This window comes from Acinetobacter sp. YH12236 (assembly GCF_013417645.1).
GTDB lineage: Bacteria > Pseudomonadota > Gammaproteobacteria > Pseudomonadales > Moraxellaceae > Acinetobacter.
In genome coordinates this window covers 90525-108989 of the sequence record NZ_VPDM01000002.1, presented here as the reverse complement: position 1 = coordinate 108989, position 18465 = coordinate 90525, and the positions used below count along the sequence as shown (strand labels likewise).

19 protein-coding genes are annotated in these 18465 nt (G+C 43.4%); 11 read left to right on the top strand and 8 right to left on the bottom strand.

From position 1 onward, the window contains the following. Positions 1 to 18 precede the first annotated feature (18 nt). Positions 19 to 2445, top strand: a complete 2427-nt coding sequence (gene lon, locus FTV14_RS01620; RefSeq protein ID WP_034703702.1) for an endopeptidase La — start codon at positions 19 to 21, stop codon at positions 2443 to 2445. Positions 2446 to 2510: 65 nt separating this feature from the next. On the opposite strand, the gene FTV14_RS01615 is transcribed toward lon, so the two are convergent. After that, positions 2511 to 3470: a M28 family peptidase gene (locus FTV14_RS01615; protein WP_180053175.1), complete on the bottom strand. Its 960-nt coding sequence runs from the start codon at positions 3468 to 3470 to the stop codon at positions 2511 to 2513. 155 nt (positions 3471 to 3625) lie between these two features. On the opposite strand from FTV14_RS01615, the gene rlmH reads away from it, so the two are divergent. The 3 genes from rlmH (at position 3626) to FTV14_RS01600 (ending at position 5914) form a co-directional block, all read left to right on the top strand. After that, complete coding sequence (rlmH, locus tag FTV14_RS01610; protein WP_004782895.1) at positions 3626 to 4108, top strand: 23S rRNA (pseudouridine(1915)-N(3))-methyltransferase RlmH; 483 nt, start codon at positions 3626 to 3628, stop codon at positions 4106 to 4108. A gap of 107 nt (positions 4109 to 4215) precedes the next feature. After that, positions 4216 to 4992 carry a dioxygenase gene (locus FTV14_RS01605; protein WP_004782897.1) on the top strand — a complete coding sequence of 259 codons (777 nt, stop codon included), beginning with the start codon at positions 4216 to 4218 and terminating at the stop codon, positions 4990 to 4992. A 139-nt stretch (positions 4993 to 5131) separates the two neighbouring features. After that, positions 5132 to 5914: an META and DUF4377 domain-containing protein gene (locus FTV14_RS01600; protein ID WP_180053174.1), complete on the top strand. Its 783-nt coding sequence runs from the start codon at positions 5132 to 5134 to the stop codon at positions 5912 to 5914. Positions 5915 to 5983: 69 nt separating this feature from the next. On the opposite strand, the gene gdhA is transcribed toward FTV14_RS01600, so the two are convergent. Beyond that, positions 5984 to 7327: an NADP-specific glutamate dehydrogenase gene (gene gdhA, locus FTV14_RS01595; RefSeq protein ID WP_004782901.1), complete on the bottom strand. Its 1344-nt coding sequence runs from the start codon at positions 7325 to 7327 to the stop codon at positions 5984 to 5986. 347 nt (positions 7328 to 7674) lie between these two features. Here gdhA and FTV14_RS01590 point away from each other — a divergent pair, with 347 nt between their 5' ends. After that, positions 7675 to 8466 carry an RnfABCDGE type electron transport complex subunit B gene (locus FTV14_RS01590; protein ID WP_180053173.1) on the top strand — a complete coding sequence of 264 codons (792 nt, stop codon included), beginning with the start codon at positions 7675 to 7677 and terminating at the stop codon, positions 8464 to 8466. A gap of 4 nt (positions 8467 to 8470) precedes the next feature. Next, positions 8471 to 9184, top strand: a complete 714-nt coding sequence (gene nth / locus FTV14_RS01585; RefSeq protein WP_180053172.1) for an endonuclease III — start codon at positions 8471 to 8473, stop codon at positions 9182 to 9184. A gap of 35 nt (positions 9185 to 9219) precedes the next feature. Here the strand turns inward: nth and FTV14_RS01580 are convergent, their stop codons facing one another. The 4 genes from FTV14_RS01580 to FTV14_RS01565 form a co-directional block, all read right to left on the bottom strand. Further along, on the bottom strand, positions 9220 to 9429 hold the full coding sequence (locus tag FTV14_RS01580; protein ID WP_004782905.1) for a hypothetical protein: 210 nt from the start codon (positions 9427 to 9429) through the stop codon (positions 9220 to 9222). A gap of 82 nt (positions 9430 to 9511) precedes the next feature. After that, positions 9512 to 10171 carry an adenylate kinase gene (gene adk, locus FTV14_RS01575; protein WP_004782907.1) on the bottom strand — a complete coding sequence of 220 codons (660 nt, stop codon included), beginning with the start codon at positions 10169 to 10171 and terminating at the stop codon, positions 9512 to 9514. 82 nt (positions 10172 to 10253) lie between these two features. Then, entirely contained in the window at positions 10254 to 11570 is a 1317-nt protein-coding gene (locus FTV14_RS01570; protein ID WP_034170491.1) for a membrane protein, read from the bottom strand. A 65-nt stretch (positions 11571 to 11635) separates the two neighbouring features. Beyond that, the gene (locus tag FTV14_RS01565; protein ID WP_034170492.1) at positions 11636 to 12154 is read right to left on the bottom strand and encodes a hypothetical protein; all 519 of its coding nucleotides are present in this window, start codon (positions 12152 to 12154) and stop codon (positions 11636 to 11638) included. A gap of 234 nt (positions 12155 to 12388) precedes the next feature. Here FTV14_RS01565 and mrdA point away from each other — a divergent pair, with 234 nt between their 5' ends. Then, entirely contained in the window at positions 12389 to 14431 is a 2043-nt protein-coding gene (gene mrdA, locus FTV14_RS01560; protein WP_180053171.1) for a penicillin-binding protein 2, read from the top strand. Between the two features lie 3 nt (positions 14432 to 14434). Continuing rightward, complete coding sequence (rsmD, locus tag FTV14_RS01555) at positions 14435 to 14992, top strand: 16S rRNA (guanine(966)-N(2))-methyltransferase RsmD (RefSeq protein WP_180053170.1); 558 nt, start codon at positions 14435 to 14437, stop codon at positions 14990 to 14992. A gap of 75 nt (positions 14993 to 15067) precedes the next feature. Here the strand turns inward: rsmD and FTV14_RS01550 are convergent, their stop codons facing one another. Next, the gene (locus tag FTV14_RS01550) at positions 15068 to 15274 is read right to left on the bottom strand and encodes a hypothetical protein (protein ID WP_004782913.1); all 207 of its coding nucleotides are present in this window, start codon (positions 15272 to 15274) and stop codon (positions 15068 to 15070) included. A gap of 244 nt (positions 15275 to 15518) precedes the next feature. Between FTV14_RS01550 and FTV14_RS01545 the strand changes: the two genes are divergently transcribed. The 3 genes from FTV14_RS01545 (at position 15519) to FTV14_RS01535 (ending at position 17569) form a co-directional block, all read left to right on the top strand. Then, on the top strand, positions 15519 to 16268 hold the full coding sequence (locus FTV14_RS01545; protein WP_180053169.1) for a sulfite exporter TauE/SafE family protein: 750 nt from the start codon (positions 15519 to 15521) through the stop codon (positions 16266 to 16268). 84 nt (positions 16269 to 16352) lie between these two features. Continuing rightward, the gene (locus tag FTV14_RS01540) at positions 16353 to 17114 is read left to right on the top strand and encodes a 3-oxoacyl-ACP reductase (protein ID WP_180053168.1); all 762 of its coding nucleotides are present in this window, start codon (positions 16353 to 16355) and stop codon (positions 17112 to 17114) included. Positions 17115 to 17245: 131 nt separating this feature from the next. Next, positions 17246 to 17569: a hypothetical protein gene (locus tag FTV14_RS01535; RefSeq protein WP_034170495.1), complete on the top strand. Its 324-nt coding sequence runs from the start codon at positions 17246 to 17248 to the stop codon at positions 17567 to 17569. A gap of 64 nt (positions 17570 to 17633) precedes the next feature. Here the strand turns inward: FTV14_RS01535 and FTV14_RS01530 are convergent, their stop codons facing one another. Further along, on the bottom strand, positions 17634 to 18212 hold the full coding sequence (locus FTV14_RS01530; protein WP_180053167.1) for a 1-acyl-sn-glycerol-3-phosphate acyltransferase: 579 nt from the start codon (positions 18210 to 18212) through the stop codon (positions 17634 to 17636). Positions 18213 to 18465 lie beyond the last annotated feature (253 nt).

Genomic DNA, 18465 nt, shown 5'->3' with positions numbered 1-18465 from the left:
CACTCATTAGGAGTGCCCATGTCTGAAATTATTATGAATCAAGAAACCTTAGAGCCTCAGGTTCCAAGTGTATTACCACTTTTGGCGCTACGTGATGTGGTGGTGTATCCGCACATGCAAATTGCGCTATTTGTCGGTCGTGAAAAATCGATCAATGCAGTTGATGTGGCTCGTAACAGTGACAATCTAGTATTTGTAGTTGCGCAAAAAGATTCGCTTACAGAAGAAATTGATCACGACAACTTATATCAATACGGTACTGTCGCGAAGATTGTGCAAGTTGTGAATCACGAAAATGATGAAAACTGTATTAAAGTCCTGATTGAGGGACTGTATCGTGCCAAGCTCAAAACCATCATTGATGAAAATGAGTATTTGACTGCTGAGCATGAACTTAGCCCAATGACTGTGTCAGTCGATGAAACAACTCAAGCTACGCGCTTGCAGGAGCTGCGTGCCCTGTTCGCTCAGTATGCTGAAGCAAAACTTCGTAATGCTCGTGAGCTGATTGCAGCTGCGAATAAAATCGAAGACTTGTTGCAACTGTTATTCTTCGTAGCGACCCGTGTTCCTTTGAATATCGAAGTGAAACAGAAATTCCTGGAATATGACGAGTTCGATGCACATTTAACTGAGTTGATGACTTATCTACTGCAACAGTCTGAAGAACAGCAGATCGAACAGACTTTGCATGACTCTGTTAAACGCCAGATGGAAAAAAACCAGCGCGAATACTTCCTGAATGAAAAAATGAAAGTCATTCAGCGCGAGCTTTCCGATATGAATGGCGGTGCAGAAGATGACGTTGCGGAAATCGAAAAACGTCTGGCTGAAGCTGATCTGCCTGAGCATGTGCGTAAGAAAGCGGAATCTGAGTTCCGTAAACTCAAAGCGATGCAACCAGCCTCTAGCGAAGCTGCGGTAGTTCGCAACTATCTGGAAGTCATTCTAGATACGCCATGGAACAAAGCCAGCAAAGTTAGCATTAACCTGAATAAAGCTCAGGAAATCCTGGATGCCGATCACTATGGTCTGGACGATGTCAAAGACCGTATTGTGGAATATCTGGCGGTTCAGTCTCGCGTGAAAAAATTACGCGGTCCAATCCTGTGTCTGGTTGGTCCTCCAGGTGTAGGTAAAACTTCCTTGGGTGAATCGATTGCCAAAGCGACTGGCCGTGAGTTTGTCCGTATGGCCCTAGGTGGTGTACGTGACGAAGCAGAAATTCGTGGTCACCGTCGTACCTACATTGGTGCGATGCCAGGTAAGATCGTGCAGTCATTAACCAAAGTTGGCGTGAAAAACCCGCTGTTCTTGCTCGATGAGATTGACAAGATGGCTCAAGACTACCGCGGTGATCCAGCTTCTGCGATGCTTGAAGTACTTGATCCATCACAGAACAACAAGTTCAATGATCACTATCTTGATTTGGACCTTGACCTGTCAGAAGTGATGTTCATCTGTACTGCCAACAGCATGAATATTCCTGAAGCCCTCTTGGACCGTATGGAAGTGATTCGTCTGCCTGGCTATACCGAAGAAGAGAAAGTTAACATTGCTGACCGTTACCTTGTTCCTAAAGCAATCAAGAACAATGGTTTACGTGCTAAAGAGTTGACTGTGCATGAAGAAGCGATTCGTGACATCGTGCGTCGTTATACTCGTGAAGCCGGTGTTCGTAACCTTGAACGTGAAGTGTCTAAAATTGCACGTAAGGTAGTGAAAGAAGCAGTTAGCAAGAAAGCTAAAAATCTTCAGGTTGAAGTGAATGCGGGTAATCTTCCAGATTACTTGGGTCCACACAAATTTGACTACGGTATGGCGGAAGAAGAGGCTCAAATCGGCCGTGTAAATGGCTTGGCTTGGACTTCAGTGGGTGGTGAGTTACTGACTATTGAAGTTGCAGCAGTTCCTGGTAAAGGTAAATTCATTACCACCGGTTCACTTGGTGATGTAATGAAAGAATCGATTACCGCTGCCATGACTGTCGTTCGTACCCGTGCGGCTGAGCTAGGTATCGAAGCGTCTCGCTTTGAAGAAACTGATGTGCACGTGCATTTACCAGAAGGTGCGACTCCGAAAGATGGTCCATCTGCAGGTTTGGCACTGACCACTGCTCTAGTTTCTGCATTCACCGGTATTGCGATTCGTCCAGATATTGCGATGACAGGTGAAACCAGCTTAAGTGGCCGTGCAATGCGTATCGGTGGCCTGAAAGAGAAACTGCTTGCTGCGCACCGTGGTGGCATTAAACTGGTGTTCATTCCACAGGAAAACGTTCGCGACCTTGCGGAAATTCCTGAAAATGTAAAAGAAGGCTTAGAAATCAAAGCTGTGAAATCGATTGATGAGATTTTACCTCTGGCTTTGATCGATATGCCGAAAGCACTGGTGAAACCACCAATTGTGAAAGCAAGTGAAGAAGCTAAAGCTGCACGTCATTAAGACCTAAAGGCTTTGAAAAACACCCTGCTCTGGCAGGGTGTTTTTGTATTTAGGCGAGGATAATTTTAAAGACGAATCACCATATCGACCAAGCCATTCACGACCTGAGCCATCTTGGTCAGATCCAGTTTATCTAAGGTATCCTGCTCGGTATTGTAGTAAGGATTACGATAATGCGCTGTGTCTGTAATCAGCATAGTTGAATAGTTAAACTTGGCATAATTCAGATAACCAGAAAAATTCATGTCCTGAGCGAATGCCGGACTGACAAAACGCTGACAGTCCAGACGCTTGAAACGTTGCATGGACGCACAGTAATCTCCTGTCAAACCGGCCGATGCCAAATGTCCAATCGCAGCAATAAAGTTTCCATGTCGGGGATAGATCCATTTCAATCCTGTCGGATAGGTCTGCACCAGATTTTCATCATAATAACCAATAGAATCCAGAATAATGACACCTTTCACTTTTTGTTTCTGGGCCTTTAATGCTTTGGCATGTAGATAGCTTCCCATATGTTCAGTCTTGAAATAGGGTGGCTCCTCCAGTGTATAGAAAGCAAACTCGATATTATGTTTGAGTTTTGACTTTTGTAAGGCCAATAATCGAGCTGTTTCCAGTACCCCTGCTACACCGGAAGCATTGTTATCTGCTCCATACAGATCACTAAAGACATCATAATGCGCGCCAATAACCAGTTTAGTTTTGGCTTTGGCATTCAGTTGACACACCACATTTCTATAGCTTAGGCTATTTACAATATAGTTTTGAAATTGGCAAGGAATGCCAAGTAAACGCATCTGTTCTTTGAGCCATGCTGAGACCCGGTTTAATTCACTGGTATTTTTAAAATTCCGGTATTCATCTACACTGATAATTTGTTTGATAAACAGTTCCAGATGTTCTGTCTGTGCCTGTTTGGAGGAAAAATTTGCAGGTGCAGCAAAGCTCATGCCTGAACTGGTTAAACCGAGAATAATTAGTAGAAAAGTACAATATCTTTTAATAATGAGACTGGTCCGCATTTCTTATTATCCATTCCTTTATTATCAAGCGGATACTTGAATTATGGATATTAAAGCAACATTAAATTCATGATTTCAATTTCAATTTGTTTCCCTAGCTCAACTTCGTGTTGTTTGATCGTTATAATGAAGTATCTAATTATTGATCCAGTTCTATGAAAATCCGTATCTTAACCATCGGCCAGAAAATGCCGGCTTGGGTGCTGACAGGCTTTGAAGACTATTTCAAACGTATTCAGCCTTTTGTACAGACTCAGGTGGTTGAATTGCCCATGGCGAAACGGGGCAAAAACGATTCTGAAGCCGATATTCTGAAATACCGAAATATTGAAGGTGACAGTATTTTAAATGCCTTAAAACAGAATGAAGTCCTGATTGCACTAGAAGTCGGTGGCCGTGAGTTTAGTACGGAAAAACTGGCTGAAACCATGAAAGGCTGGATGCTGGAAGGTCATGATATTGCCTTGGCGATTGGTGGGCCAGATGGCCATTCTGAAGCAGTCCGAAAAGCAGCAGCCTGGCATTGGTCCCTGTCTAAACTCACCTTGCCACATCCGCTAGTCCGTGTAATGCTGATTGAACAACTGTATCGCGCCATGAGCATCAACCATAATCATCCTTATCACCGTGCAGGCTGATCTGTTGATGCGTTCTGATTATGCAACGTTTTGTTGAACAATCCCCCCCTGCCTTTGCTTCTCTTTTTATTGCATGATTAAAACATTGAATTAATGTGGTTTGACTTATGAACTTACAGACTTTGCCCGGCTTATTTATTTCTCATGGTTCCCCTATGCTCGCGCTCAATCCTGAGCAGGTTGGCCCGGCATTGCACCGTTTAAGCCTGAATCTGCCACGTCCAACTGCCATTATTGTTATGTCGGCACATTGGGAAAGTGAAGCTCTGGAAGTCAATACAGGTATTCGTCCTGAAACCTGGCATGACTTCCGTGGCTTTCCACCTGAGTTATATGAGTTACGCTACCCTGCTCCCGGCAATCCAGAGCTGGCTGAGCAAGTCTTGGGCTTATTGGCCAATGCCGGGTTCTCTGCACATGCCAACAGCACCCGTCCACGTGATCATGGCGTCTGGATGCCGCTCTTACATATGTATCCAGAAGCAGACATCCCGGTGGTTGAAATTTCTTTACCAATGTCGATGAGTGCAGAAGAGATTTACAAGATTGGCCAGACCTTGGCGCCACTTCGTGAGCAGCAGGTTTTTCTGATCGGGTCAGGCAGTATTACCCATAATTTGCGTGAATTGTCCTGGCAGGGAAATAGCGATGAAGTTCCGGAATGGGCATCCACCTTCCGCAACTATGTGGCCAATAAATTAACCCATAGTGATTTTGATGCCGTTCTGGACTGGCAGTCTATTCCTCAGTTAAAACGTAATCACCCAACGCTGGAACACTTTGCTCCGCTATTCTTTGCCATGGGTACCGGCAACCGTTTCAGCATCGTGCATAGCAGTTTTACGATGGGCGCTTTGGGAATGGATATTTACCGTTTTGACTGACAGTTAACTCCAACTATTTAATATCCGACTTTTTAATATGGATACATTTTGTTAGCAAAAGCTACGATTTGCATCCATATTTTTTGTTAATCTCTTGATTATAATCACGTTGAAACTTTAGCACATAGAATATAAACCAATGAAATTCAGTATTTTTGCGCTTGCCCTGCTCCCTTTGGCTTTAACTGCATGTCAATCTTCACATCTTCCTGCCACTTCAGGAGATCCGGCTATTTCTACTCTATCCACTACATTAAAAACGCCTACACAAATTTTGCCCGCTTATACTTGGGAACTTGATCGTGGGCTGCAACGCCCGATTGTTCTGAGCTTTGATCAGCAAGGCAGACTGAGTGTAGCTTCTGGCTGTAATGGCCTTGGCACGAGTTGGACTGTTAAAGATAATACTCTGAGTACGGGTGACATGATGGGCACCATGATGGCGTGTGATGCACCATTAATGGAACAGGAACGTTTTATCAGCCAGCTTCTGCAAAAGCGTGATATTCCGTTTAGTCTGGATCTAAGTGATGCCAATCAGCCGAAACTGAGTATTACTGCAGCTGATAGTCAAAAATATGTCTTTACCGGAAAAATGACACCGGAAACCAAATACCAAGGTCAGGCAGAAACCATTTTCCTGGAAGTTTCGCCGCAGACTAAAGCTTGTACGGGTGTAGCTCAACAAACCTGCTTGCAGGTGAAAGAAATTAAGTATGATGAAAAAGGTTTAAAGACTCAGGTCGATAAAGACTGGACTTTATTTTACGATCAGATTGAAGGTTTTCAGCATACACCGAATGAGCGTCAGATTATTCGGGTAAAACGTTATGAAATCAAAAATCCGGCAGCTGACCAGTCTAAATATGCCTATATATTCGACATGGCTGTAGAGCGTGAAACAGTCAAAGGCACTCTTTAAAGATAAAATCTGAACATAAAAAAACCGAGGCATTCACCTCGGTTTTTTTAAGCTTAAACTAAGTCAGACTTAGAATACGCCTTGAGAAAGCATTGCATCAGCAACTTTTACGAAGCCAGCGATGTTTGCGCCGTCTACATAGTTTACAGTACCGTCTTCTTTAGTACCGTATTTCACACAGTTGCGGTGAATTTCTTTCATGATCGCATGCAGACGTTCGTCAACTTCTTCGAAAGTCCAGCCTAAACGCAATGCGTTTTGAGACATTTCAAGACCAGAAGTTGCTACACCACCGGCGTTAGATGCTTTACCTGGAGCATAAAGGATTTTCGCTTCAACGAATTTCTCAACTGCTTCAAGTGTAGAAGGCATGTTCGCGCCTTCAGCAACACAAATTACGCCGTTTGCAAGAAGCGCTGCTGCATCATTCGCATCAAGTTCGTTTTGAGTCGCACATGGAAGCGCGATATCACATTTGATACCCCAAGGACGTTGACCTTCAAGGTATTCAAAACCGTGTTTAGATGCAAATTCAGAGATACGGCCACGTTTAATGTTTTTCAGTTCCATCACTTCAGCAAGAAGCTCTTCAGTGAAACCGTCTTTAACGTGAACAGTACCCGCAGAGTCAGATAGAGAAACAACTTTAGCACCCAGGAACATTGCTTTTTCAGCAGCATACTGGGCAACGTTACCAGAACCAGAGATTGTTACCACTTTATCTTTGAAGCTTTCGCCACGAGTTTTCAGCATCTCTTCAGCGAAATACACTGTACCGTAACCAGTTGCTTCTGGACGAGCCAGAGAACCACCGAAAGTCAGGCCTTTACCAGTGAATACACATGAAGTGTCATTGCTGAGTTTTTTCATCATACCAGCCATGTAACCAACTTCACGGCCACCCACACCGATATCACCCGCTGGGATATCTGTATTAGAACCAAGATGACGATAAAGCTCGATGATTAACGCTTGGCAGAAACGCATGATTTCGCCTTCTGATTTGCCTTTAGGGTCAAAATCAGAACCGCCTTTACCACCGCCCATAGGCAATGTAGTCAGGGCATTTTTGAAAGTTTGCTCGAAACCGAGGAATTTCAAAATAGAAAGGTTCACTGACGGGTGGAAACGCATACCACCTTTGAATGGACCAATCGCTGAGTTGTACTGTACGCGGAACGCACGGTTAACCTGTGTTTGACCTTGGTCATCTACCCAAGCAACACGGAACTGGATCGCACGCTCAGGTTCAACTAGACGTTCTAGTAAACCATGTGCTGCGTATTGTGGATTCTTTTCAATGAATGGCCACAAACTGGTCATCACTTCTTCTACAGCTTGAAGAAATTCGGGTTGATGTGCATCACGTGATTTTACGTAATCTAGGAACTCATTAAGTGTGTTGTATTTCAACGCTTAATCCTCAGCAGAAAATGGATCAAAATTGGTCAAATTTACAATCAATGTTAAATTTTGGCGCAAAATATTAAATATCTTTTGTAACTAATCTACAATACTTTTTTGAAAAATAGTTTAAATTTAATTTGATAACAATTATTTATATTGATTATGAATATTTTTTCTGTGTGATTAAATACCAATTGAATCAATGCTTAATTGTTAATTTATGCCTGATAATAATGCACAAAGTGACCTTTAATCGTGCATAACTTAGTTCCTTAAAAACATGTTAAAATTGTTAAATTGACATATTTTGTTTCATTCACTCTAAGGCTCAGCCCGAGCAGCCTAGGTTATTCATGAATTCGCAGATCTCTCTAGTCCAGTCTATTGATGCTTTATTGCCCCAAACCCAGTGCGGTTTATGTGGTCATCGTGATGGCTGCTTGCCCTATGCTCAATCCATTGCTGAGGGCGAAGATGCCAATAAATGTGTACCGGGTGGACAGCCAGTCGCTGATGCTCTGGCAGCATTGTTAAATCGTTCTAAACTGCCTGCTGAAGAAAGTGTCTGGCCAATTCAGGCGGATGGTCGTCCTCAGCGCATGAAAGCCATCATCCGTGAAGATGAATGTATTGGCTGTACCAAATGCATCAGTGCTTGCCCGGTCGATGCGATTATTGGCTCAGGCAAATTGATGCATACTGTGCTCACTGACTTGTGTACCGGCTGTGAACTCTGCATTCCGCCTTGCCCGGTAGACTGTATTGATCTGGTCGAAGATCTTCAGCCTTTGCCAACTGAAGCTCAGCGTATTGCTGAACAGGATGACTTGCGTAAACGTTACTATGCGCATATTCAACGCGAAGAAAAACGTCGCATTGACCGTAAGGGCCCTGTCGTTCGTGCCGAGATTAATACTGCCCTATTTGCCCAGTTCTCTGCTCAGGTCGATCAGGTTCCTGTCATTGAAATCGTGCAAAAACCAGCCGATGAAGTGGTTACACTTGATGCCAAAACCACGATTGAGCTTGCCAAATTACGCACACAAATCAAAAAGTTAGAAAAACAGCTTTCGGTCCGTGAGGATGTACGCAAACGTCTGCAACTTGAAGAACTGACCCAGCAATTACAGGCTTTACAGGGATAAGATCATGACAACAGCAACAGCCAAGCCTGTAAAAAACATGACTAAAAAACAGATTCAGACTTTCTTTGAGCGCCTGCGCGAGCAGCGTCCGAATCCAAAAACTGAATTGAATTATTCCAGTCCATTTGAATTACTGGTTGCAGTGACCCTGTCTGCCCAAGCTACGGATGTGAGCGTCAATAAAGCCACCGATAAACTGTTTCCGGTCGCCAATACACCGGAAGCGATTTATGCACTCGGCGTGGATGGGCTGAAGGAATATATCAAAACGATTGGCCTGTATAATTCCAAAGCTGTGAACGTCATTAAAGCCTGTGAAATGCTCATCAAGAAGCATAACAGCGTAGTACCGGACAATCGTGCAGATCTGGAAGCTTTACCGGGTGTAGGACGCAAAACAGCGAATGTGGTGCTAAATACCGCCTTTGGCCAACCGACCATGGCTGTGGATACGCATATCTTTCGTGTTGGTAACCGTACCGGGTTGGCGGTGGGTAAAAACGTGCTTGAGGTCGAGCATCGTCTGGTCAAAGTGATTCCAAAAGAATTTATTATTGATTCACATCACTGGCTGATTTTACATGGCCGCTATTGCTGCATCGCACGTAAACCGAAGTGTCATGAATGTGTGGTCGCCGATGTCTGCAATTGGCCCGACCGTTTTGAATTTGGCGCAGGTCGCGCAATTCCGGTGAAAAATATTGAAGCTGAACGCTAGGTTCAGCTTTTTAATTTAAGTACTCGAAAAGTTTTTTATTTTTTATTTTGCTCAGCCTGTTCTTGCTTGCGCTTTTGCTCAAGCTCGGCCTGTAATTTGGGATGCAGCTGACGCTCAGGCACCTTACCCACATTCTCAGCACGTTCTTCCTGACGTACTTTTTTCAGCATCTTGAAGCTGACATAGAACAGCGCAAACAGTACTGCCAGAAATACAATCATCAATCCCAATACAGCAAATTTCACAGCAGATCCCTTTGAACAATACAATAAAAAGAGCCCTAATATGACTTAGGGCTCTTTGAAAGTCAAAATGATCGGAAACCGATTATTTTGCTTGATCCAGAATCGCGAAAAGATCTTTTTGAACTTCTTCGATTGGACGTAGACCGTTTAACTTGTCATAAGTCGGTGCATTTTCGCCTGAAGCTGCACGGCCTTGATAGAAGCCAACCAGCTGTTCAGTTTCAGTGTGGTATGAACCTAAACGGCGACGAATAGTTTCTTCCTGGTCATCTGGACGTTGTACCAGATCTTCACCAGTTTCATCATCTTTACCTTCCACTTTTGGCGGGTTGTAAACGATGTGATAAACGCGACCAGACGCCGGGTGTTGACGACGACCAGATAGACGTTGAACGATTTCTTCATCCGGCACATCAATTTCAATCACATGATCAATTGCAATGCCTTCTTTTTCCAGCGCTTCAGCTTGAGGAATCGTACGTGGGAAACCATCAAAGATGCAGCCATTTGCACAGTCAGGTTGTGCAATACGCTCTTTGACCAGACCAATGATTAATTCATCAGAAACCAAACCGCCATTGTCCATGACGCTTTTAGCTTGTAGACCTAATTCAGTTCCTTCACGAATTGCAGCACGGAGCATATCACCGGTTGAAATTTGTGGGATATTGTAGCGCTTACAGATCAACTGAGCTTGTGTACCTTTACCTGCTCCAGGTGGTCCGAGTAAGATAATGCGCATATATAAACATCCTCATTTTTTAACTATGTATAAGATACCCAGCTGCACACGACCAAAACGTGTGCTGCTCTTTGGCATCTAATTATAAGAAAGCCACAAACAAATGGATTAAACCCGCAACAAAACCGGTAACTCCCCCCAGGACAATCAAGATCCATTCATCTTCCTGAAAAGCAGGACGTAATAGATTCTGAAACTCGTTAGGCGTCAAATCACGTATGCGGTCTCTAAACATTTGATAGATCTTCTGTGCACGGCTCGCATTAAACGCAGGGTCGCTTACAGGCACCATCGTAATTTCAATCGAGCGATCGATCAAGTCTGTCTTGAGTTTTGCATACTCTTTTGGTCCTAAAGACAACTGTAAAGAGGTCCGAACCAGCGGTGTTTCCATAATTTCGTTAATATGACGTTTGACAATACGGCGGGTTTTATCTTTTTTACCACCATACATCATTTCTGTCATGATCGATTTTAGCGTAATCAGATCTTCTGTGACCACACTTGCAAATACGTCAGAAACTTCCTCCTGACGTTTCATAAATGCGCCTTGTATGTTATAGGTGCCAATTCTTGGAATTACCGGCTTAATCCAAGGGAATCTGTGATCGGCTGTACGCTTAAAGAATTGCGGGTATTTAATATAATGCGGTTCTACCGGATTAAATACCATCCAGATCGCAATCCAGTTAGTCAGGAAGCCCCAGATAGCCGCCCAGAACGGTACGGTCCAGTGCCATGGCACCACAAACCAGACCACCATCTGGAACAGGCCAAAGAACATCCCGATCAGGGCACTGATATGCCAGATAAAGTTGATTTCTTTCTGTCCGACTTTCAGGAACATGCGCACCATTAAACGACGATCGCCTTCCATTTGACTGACCACCATGTCGCGCATATCGACCAGTGACTCGACGTTCATGGTCAGTTCAGTCACTAATTCTTTTAATACCTGTGGCAGCTGTTTATGGGCTTGGGCATAAATACGGCGCTTGATTGAATAAGGCAAGTTTTCCCATAACACCGCATTTCGGTCCATCATGACTTCATCAATCAGATGTTCCAGTTCAAAACCAACCTGTTCCCCGATAATACGTGCCATATCATCCGGATCCATTGCCTGCAAGAACTCTTGGATAGAACCCAATTTAGACAAGGTATTATCCGTGATAATTCCTGAGATTCTTCCAGCTTTACGCGGCACAATACCTTGCCAGCCAACAGGAACAGGCCCGACATGAAAACCCCAAAAATTAATTGGATAAAACACCATTTTTAGCGCCATCCACACGTGAGCCCATGTTACGAATGCGGTCACCGGGATAATGCTGAGCACTGCCCAAAAATCTGGGCGATTCAAGAAGGCTTGCCACAATTCATTGACGTACTCAAGCATGCATAAATTCCATATTTAATTTTTTGTTCACAGAATACAGGTATTAATAAAGTTGAATATTTTGTCTATAAACCGATACTTAAAGTATAGGAGAATTGTAGTCTGGGTTCAGTTTTGGCTACAACGCGACCATTACTGTCCTGTAATTTCTCCCCCGCCCCAATACCGATACTAAAACTGCTGATCCGTTCTGAACTAAGCAAAACATACGCCAGATCAATGCCCCCACCTAAACGGCTTTCGTATTTGCCATCAACCTGTTTGCTATCGATATGACCGGCATAAGCCCCTACATAATAACCATTTTTGTCCTTGCCGGTGAGGTGTGCAGGATAACGAAAGCCAACTTGTGCTCCAACTGTACGATCATCGTTGAGAAAAGCACCACCTTTCACATAAGCAATCCCATAAGGATTCACCCATTCAGTGTTTAGATGGATAAGTTTCTGGGTAAAACCGACCCCAACATTAAATGCTTTAGGCTCACGATCCTCAGTTCTGTTTGTCGTATTATTCACTTGATCATGTGCATATACCCCATTTGCAAAGAATGCAAATGCCAACAAAGGGTAAACTTTGTTCATTCCTTCACCATCTTCCTTAATTATAGTTTTTGGTAGAGTCCTATTTTTATTTAATTTTGACTTTATCAGAATTATTAAAACTCTTGTATACAGCACTTTACAATTTTCATGTCTGCAAAGTCAAAGTTTAAACACAGGAATTGCTACAGCCAGTTTTTCATTATCAAATCCCATACAGTTGCGCTAGAATACTCCACTTTGATTCCTTTCCCTCTGGTCTTAAGTCGATCGCGTATGAAGCAGCACTTTCCTTTAAAAAATGCACAACAAGAAAAGCGCATCTATAGCAGTCGGGTCTGGATCTCTGTCGGTATTGTGGTTTTCTTTATGCTGCTGCTGGTCAGCCGCTATGCCTATTTGCAAATTTTTAATTTTGAAACCTTCTCTACGGCTTCTGACCAGAACCGTATTCGTCTGCAGCCTTTAGCGCCAGCACGCGGTTATATTTACGATCGTAACGGTATTTTACTTGCCGATAATTATCCTGTTTTCACAGCTACCTTAAGCCGCGCCGATGTGCAGGATATTGATGATACGCTGAAACGTCTTACACCTATTCTGGAATTAACCGAAGAAGATATTGAACGTTTTCAGGCACGCATCAAGACGGCGCGTAAAACTGAGCGTGTGTCAATCAAGCTGAATCTGAATGAAAATGATATTGCCCGTTTTAGTGAGGTGAAATATCTATTTCCGGGCGTCAATATTGAAACGCAGATGACCCGTTATTATCCGCATGGTGAACTCTTCGCGCATGTGATTGGTTATGTTGGCCGTATTAATGACAAAGAACTCAAAGAAATTGATAAGGACCTCTATGCCGGATCTAACCTGATTGGGAAAATCGGGGTAGAAAAATACTATGAAGATTTATTACATGGTGTGCCGGGTAATGAATCTGTTGAGGCTGATGCTTTCGGTAATGTTCTGCGTCACTTAGGCCGTAAAGAGCCGGTACGCGGTAATGATCTGTATTTATCACTGGATTATGGTCTACAAACCATTGCCACTGAACAACTGGCCGGTCGTCGTGGTGCTATTGTCGCGATTGACCCACGTACAGGTGAAATTCTGGCGCTGGTTTCCAGTCCAAGTTTTAACCCTAATTTATTTGTCACCGGGATTAGTAGCAAAGACTATTCAGGCCTTCGTGACAGTTTGGATCAGCCACTTTATAACCGTGCTGTTCAAGGGGCATATCCTCCAGGTTCAACGATCAAACCGATGTTTGGTATGGGCGGTCTGCATTATGGACTGGTCGACTGGAGTACAGCGATTTCTGACCCGGGCTACTTTACCTTACCGGGCGATAGCCACCGCTTCCGTGACCATAAGAAAACTGGTCATGGTGCTGTGAATCTGCATAAGGCGCAAGTGGTGTCCTGCGATACCTATTTCTATGTCATGTCCTACCGCATGGGCATTGAAAAAATGAATAGCTGGATGCGCCAGTTCGGCTTTGGCGAAAAAACCGGTGTGGATTTACCAAGTGAAAGTTCAGGTCTTTACCCAAGTCCTGAGTGGAAAATGCGTACCCGTAAATCTAAATGGTCACGTGGTGAAACCATTTCAGTGAGTATTGGTCAGGGTGCATTTACCGCCACACCATTACAGCTCGCCATGGCAACTGCTATTACGGCGAATCAAGGCTCACATGTTACGCCTCACGTACTACGTGAAAGTAAAGGTGCCAAACCTTTTACAGTACATAATGCCCCTAATGGTAAAATCGACTTTAATGGTCAACCAGATGACTGGATCAAAATGCGTGATGCGATGATCGATGTGGTTCAGTCAGGGACAGGTCGCGGAATCCGCACGCCGATGTATCAAATCGCAGGTAAAACCGGTACAGCACAGGTGAAAAGTATTGCCCAGGGTAAGCGCTATAATGAAGCCCTGCTGACTGAACGCCAGCTGGATCATGGTCTGTTTGTTGGTTTTGCACCTGCTGAAGCCCCTGAAATTGCAGTAGTCGTTGTCTGGGAAAATGGCCGACATGGTGGTTCTGCTGCACAACTGGCTAAACCGTTATTTGACTACTGGTTACTGTCTCGCGATAAAAATCCGATTCACCCTGCCGGCCATCAAATTAGTGGCGGTCTCATGACAGCAGGTATTAAACCAGGCGAATTGCCAAGTGGACCAAACCTGTTAAGTGCAGACCCGAATGCTACCCCAACTCAAGAAGGCAGTCAGGCGACCCATGCACAGCCAAACAATCCGCAACCTGCAACTTCTCGCTCTGCTCCTGCAGCCAATGACGATCAGGAATAATTCATGAAGAACCAACTTAGAATTATTGGTGGTGACTGGAAACGCCGTCAATTGGCTTTTGCCAATATCGAAGGATTACGTCCTACACCTGACCGTGTGCGTGAAACTTTATTTAACTGGCTAATGTGGGATGTCCAGAATGCCTGTGTCTTGGATCTGTGTACCGGTTCAGGTGCTTTATCTTTTGAGGCATTATCACGTGGTGCAGCTTCAGTGGTGATGATTGAGCCGGATCGTACTCAGGCACAATTCCTCACCCAAAATCTGGAATTACTCAAAGTCACCAAAGCACGTGCGCAACTTAAAGTTGCGACAGCACAACAAGCATTAACCAGCCTGAAACAGCAGTTTGATCTGGTCTTTCTAGACCCGCCTTATAGTCTGGATCTATGGGAAACTTTGGCTGCTCAAGCTGATCCACTGATCAAAGAAGATGGTTTTATCTATGTAGAAGCAGATCGTGAACTGAGTATATTGAAGCTGCCAAGTTCATGGCATTTAGTCAAAAATACCAAAGCCGGTACAGTACGCGCAGGGCTGTATCAGAAAAAAGCGGCTTAAGACCTACTTATATTAAATACTTAAATAAAAAAGGATTCCTTAAAGGAATCCTTTTTCATAAATGGAAGGTAACGATTAACGATTACGACGCCAATCCCGATCGCCTCTGTCACGTTTCCAGTCACGATGATCTTTATGTTTTTTCCAGTCCTTATCACCACGATCCCGATCATAATGTCCATTACGATCATGATGACCGCGATAACCTTCATCCCAAGGATCAACCACACAGCCTGTTAGCGCTACTGCCAATACAGATGACAGTAATATCATTTTTTTCATGTTCATCACCTCTATACCGCACTCAATTAGTATCAAGTGATTTCATGAAGAGTACGCGGAGCCATTGTTGCACTCTTGTATGATTTTGTTCATTTTCCATACTTAATTAAAGGATTTGTCTCGGATTTAATAAAAACTATTTATGCATATTTAGACTTAGATTCGCATAAATACAGCTAAGGATCTGCTTGGTTTTTCTAGCCATATTTTGAATACTACAGACTTTTCTAATAACCTGATTTTTATGACCTGGTTACTCTTTATTCTTGGTGCAATTATCGCAGGATTTGTACAGGGACTTACCGGTTTTGCTTTTGCATTAATTGCCATGTCATTCTGGGTATGGGGATTAAGTCCTCAACTTGCTGCGCCCTTAGTGGTTTTTGCCTCGGTGTGGAGTCACCTCATTTCATTATCCAATGAACCTAGACTTCCTCATCTGCACCGAACCTTATATCTGCCTTATTTAATCGCTGGTCTGATCGGTGTCCCACTCGGCACCTGGTTACTGAATATCGTTGAAGCGAGTACTTTTCGTATTTTGCTTGGTATATTTCTCGTGATCTGGTGTCCACTGATGTTGCTTAATCCACAGATTAAATTGATTCAACATTCAGGTAAAACTGCGGATGCAGGGATTGGTTTGGTTGGCGGCATCTTAGGAGGTTTAGGGGGATTCTGTGGTTCTGTACCCTCTGCGTGGTTAGTGCTGAAGCAGCTGCCGAAAGAACAGCAGCGCTATATATTGCGTCATTTTAATTTTGCCATACAGGTGTTTACCTTAGCCGCCTATTTACTGCAAGGAACCTTAAATCAGACTCACCTTCCCTATATGGCGGTACTCATTCTGGCTGTAAGTATTCCCGCTATTTTAGGCGCACGTCTGTTTCATCGAATTTCAGAATTACGTTTTAAACAGATTGTCTTAGGCTTGCTCTTCAGCTCGGGCTGCTTTCTCCTGATCAAAGAAGGCATTGACTCATTTGCACGATAGAGCAGCGCTAAAACCTTACATCACTTTGCTTTCAGCCCTATTGCTGTTATGTTAGCCCGAATGATTCTCAGGCGGATATAAGCAATGCAAATTCGTGATCAAATTATCCTTGTGACTGGTGGTGCTCGTGGATTGGGACTAGCCATTACCCAGCTCCTGATTCAGGAAGGTGCACGTGTGGTAGTAAATTACCATAGCAGCAAAACCCAAGCTGAAGCTTTGCAAAATCAGTATCCTGATCAGGTCTTTGCCTGTCAGGCAGATGTAACACAAGCTGATCAGGTACAAGCTTTATTCACTGCCAGCAAGGCCCATTTTGGAGAAGCCATCCATTCCGTCATTAATAATGCGCTGGTGCAGTTTGAGTTTAATGGCGATGAGCGACCTAAAGTTGAAGATCTGACCTGGGAAAGCATGGCCCGTCAGTTTAGTGGAGCAGTTCAAGCCTGTTTAAATACGACGCAAGCTGCATTAGAAGATATGAAACAGGCACATTTTGGTCGTATCGTGAATATTGGGACTAACCTGGTTCAAAACCCTGTCGTTCCTTATCATGATTATACGACTGCGAAAGCGGCGCTATTGGCCTTTACCCGAACTACTGCGCAAGACCTGGGTCAGTATGGGATTAACGTGAACATGCTTTCAGGCGGATTACTGCAAACTACAGATGCAAGTAAAGCAACGCCTGACTTTGTCTTTGACCTGATTGCTCAATCCACTCCTTTACGTCGCGTGATTACACCTGAAGAATTTGCGTCTGCTATTCTGATGTTCCTGTCACCTTATTCACGTGCAGTGACAGGTCAAAACCTGATTGTCGATGGCGGACTGGTTAAAGGTTAAAGATCGCCAAGGAAGAATGAGATTCTGAATTTCATTCTTCTATTTTTTGACCAGTTGTTGAATAAAACTACTTTTGCATAGCGCATTTACTTCTACAATAGTGCGCTCCCCATCAAAGTTCATCTTTTTCTATGAAACTCCTAACGGCATTGCTCAGTAGCATGTTACTGGCAGGTTGTATGTCCAATGATCTTAAAAAGTCAGAACAGCTTCTGCAAAACTTCAATTGTGCCAAGATTGATACAGCGCAAATGCCACACAGTAGTATGACGGATTATTATCAACACATGCTATACAGCAGCAAAACCAAGGTCGAATCTTATATTGAGCAATATCATCAAGGAGAAGAGCTTTTTGACCTGCCTTTATATGAAGTGGTAGAACAGCAATACAATCTTTATAAAGATGCCTGCCAGAATCTGGGGGGAATTTTATCTGAAGAGAATCAAAATTAAATTCGGTATTTATATATCGTACAGAAAAGCAGAGTCCATCCCTCTGCTTTTATTTTTCCTGAAATTAAAAATAGCGTTGATCAATACTGAATTTTTCAGGAAATTTAGGTTCAATATTGGCATAGAACGTCATGATCTCAGCCATATCCTGTTCATAATTTCCTGTTGGATAAATGATTTTACCTACGCCCGCTTCTTTTTTTGCATAATCCATATAAGCTAGCGCAATCGGCACACCCGCATTGATCGCCACATGATAAAAACCGGTTTTCCATTGTTCCTGACGGGCACGTGTGCCTTCCGGTGTAACCAGCATGACTAGTTTAGGATGCTGTTTAAATAGATCTGTCATGACCTGAACCATGCTTGGACGTGGCTCACCCGGTTGTTTGGGACGACGGTCAATACCAATTCCACCCATTGCACGTACAAAAGGCCCAAATGGAAATTTCATATAGCTGTCTTTAATGGTCAGACGCACATTCACTTTTAATGCCTTTAAGGCCAAACGTGCATATAGTGCATCCCAGTTACTGGTATGTGGCGCTGCAATCATCACACATTGATCAAGGTCTTCGGGCCATTGGTCATCGGTTTTCCAGCCCATTAAATTTAAAGTTTTCTCAGCTAAATTTTCAAACACAGCTACATCACAATCATTATCAAAATTTCGCCACAGTCTAACAATGCAGCAGAATATAGATAGTGCATCCTGATCAATAAAACATCAATTAATATATATTTGTATTTTTAAGCTTTAGGAAGAATTTCAATTTATTGTTATTTGAATATTTCTTCTTTCACTACCTATTGCAAGCTCACTCTTTTAAGCAAATAGTGAGTTCAATTTATTTTACTGATTTATATATTTTTCCATCCTAATTTTAGGATATGTC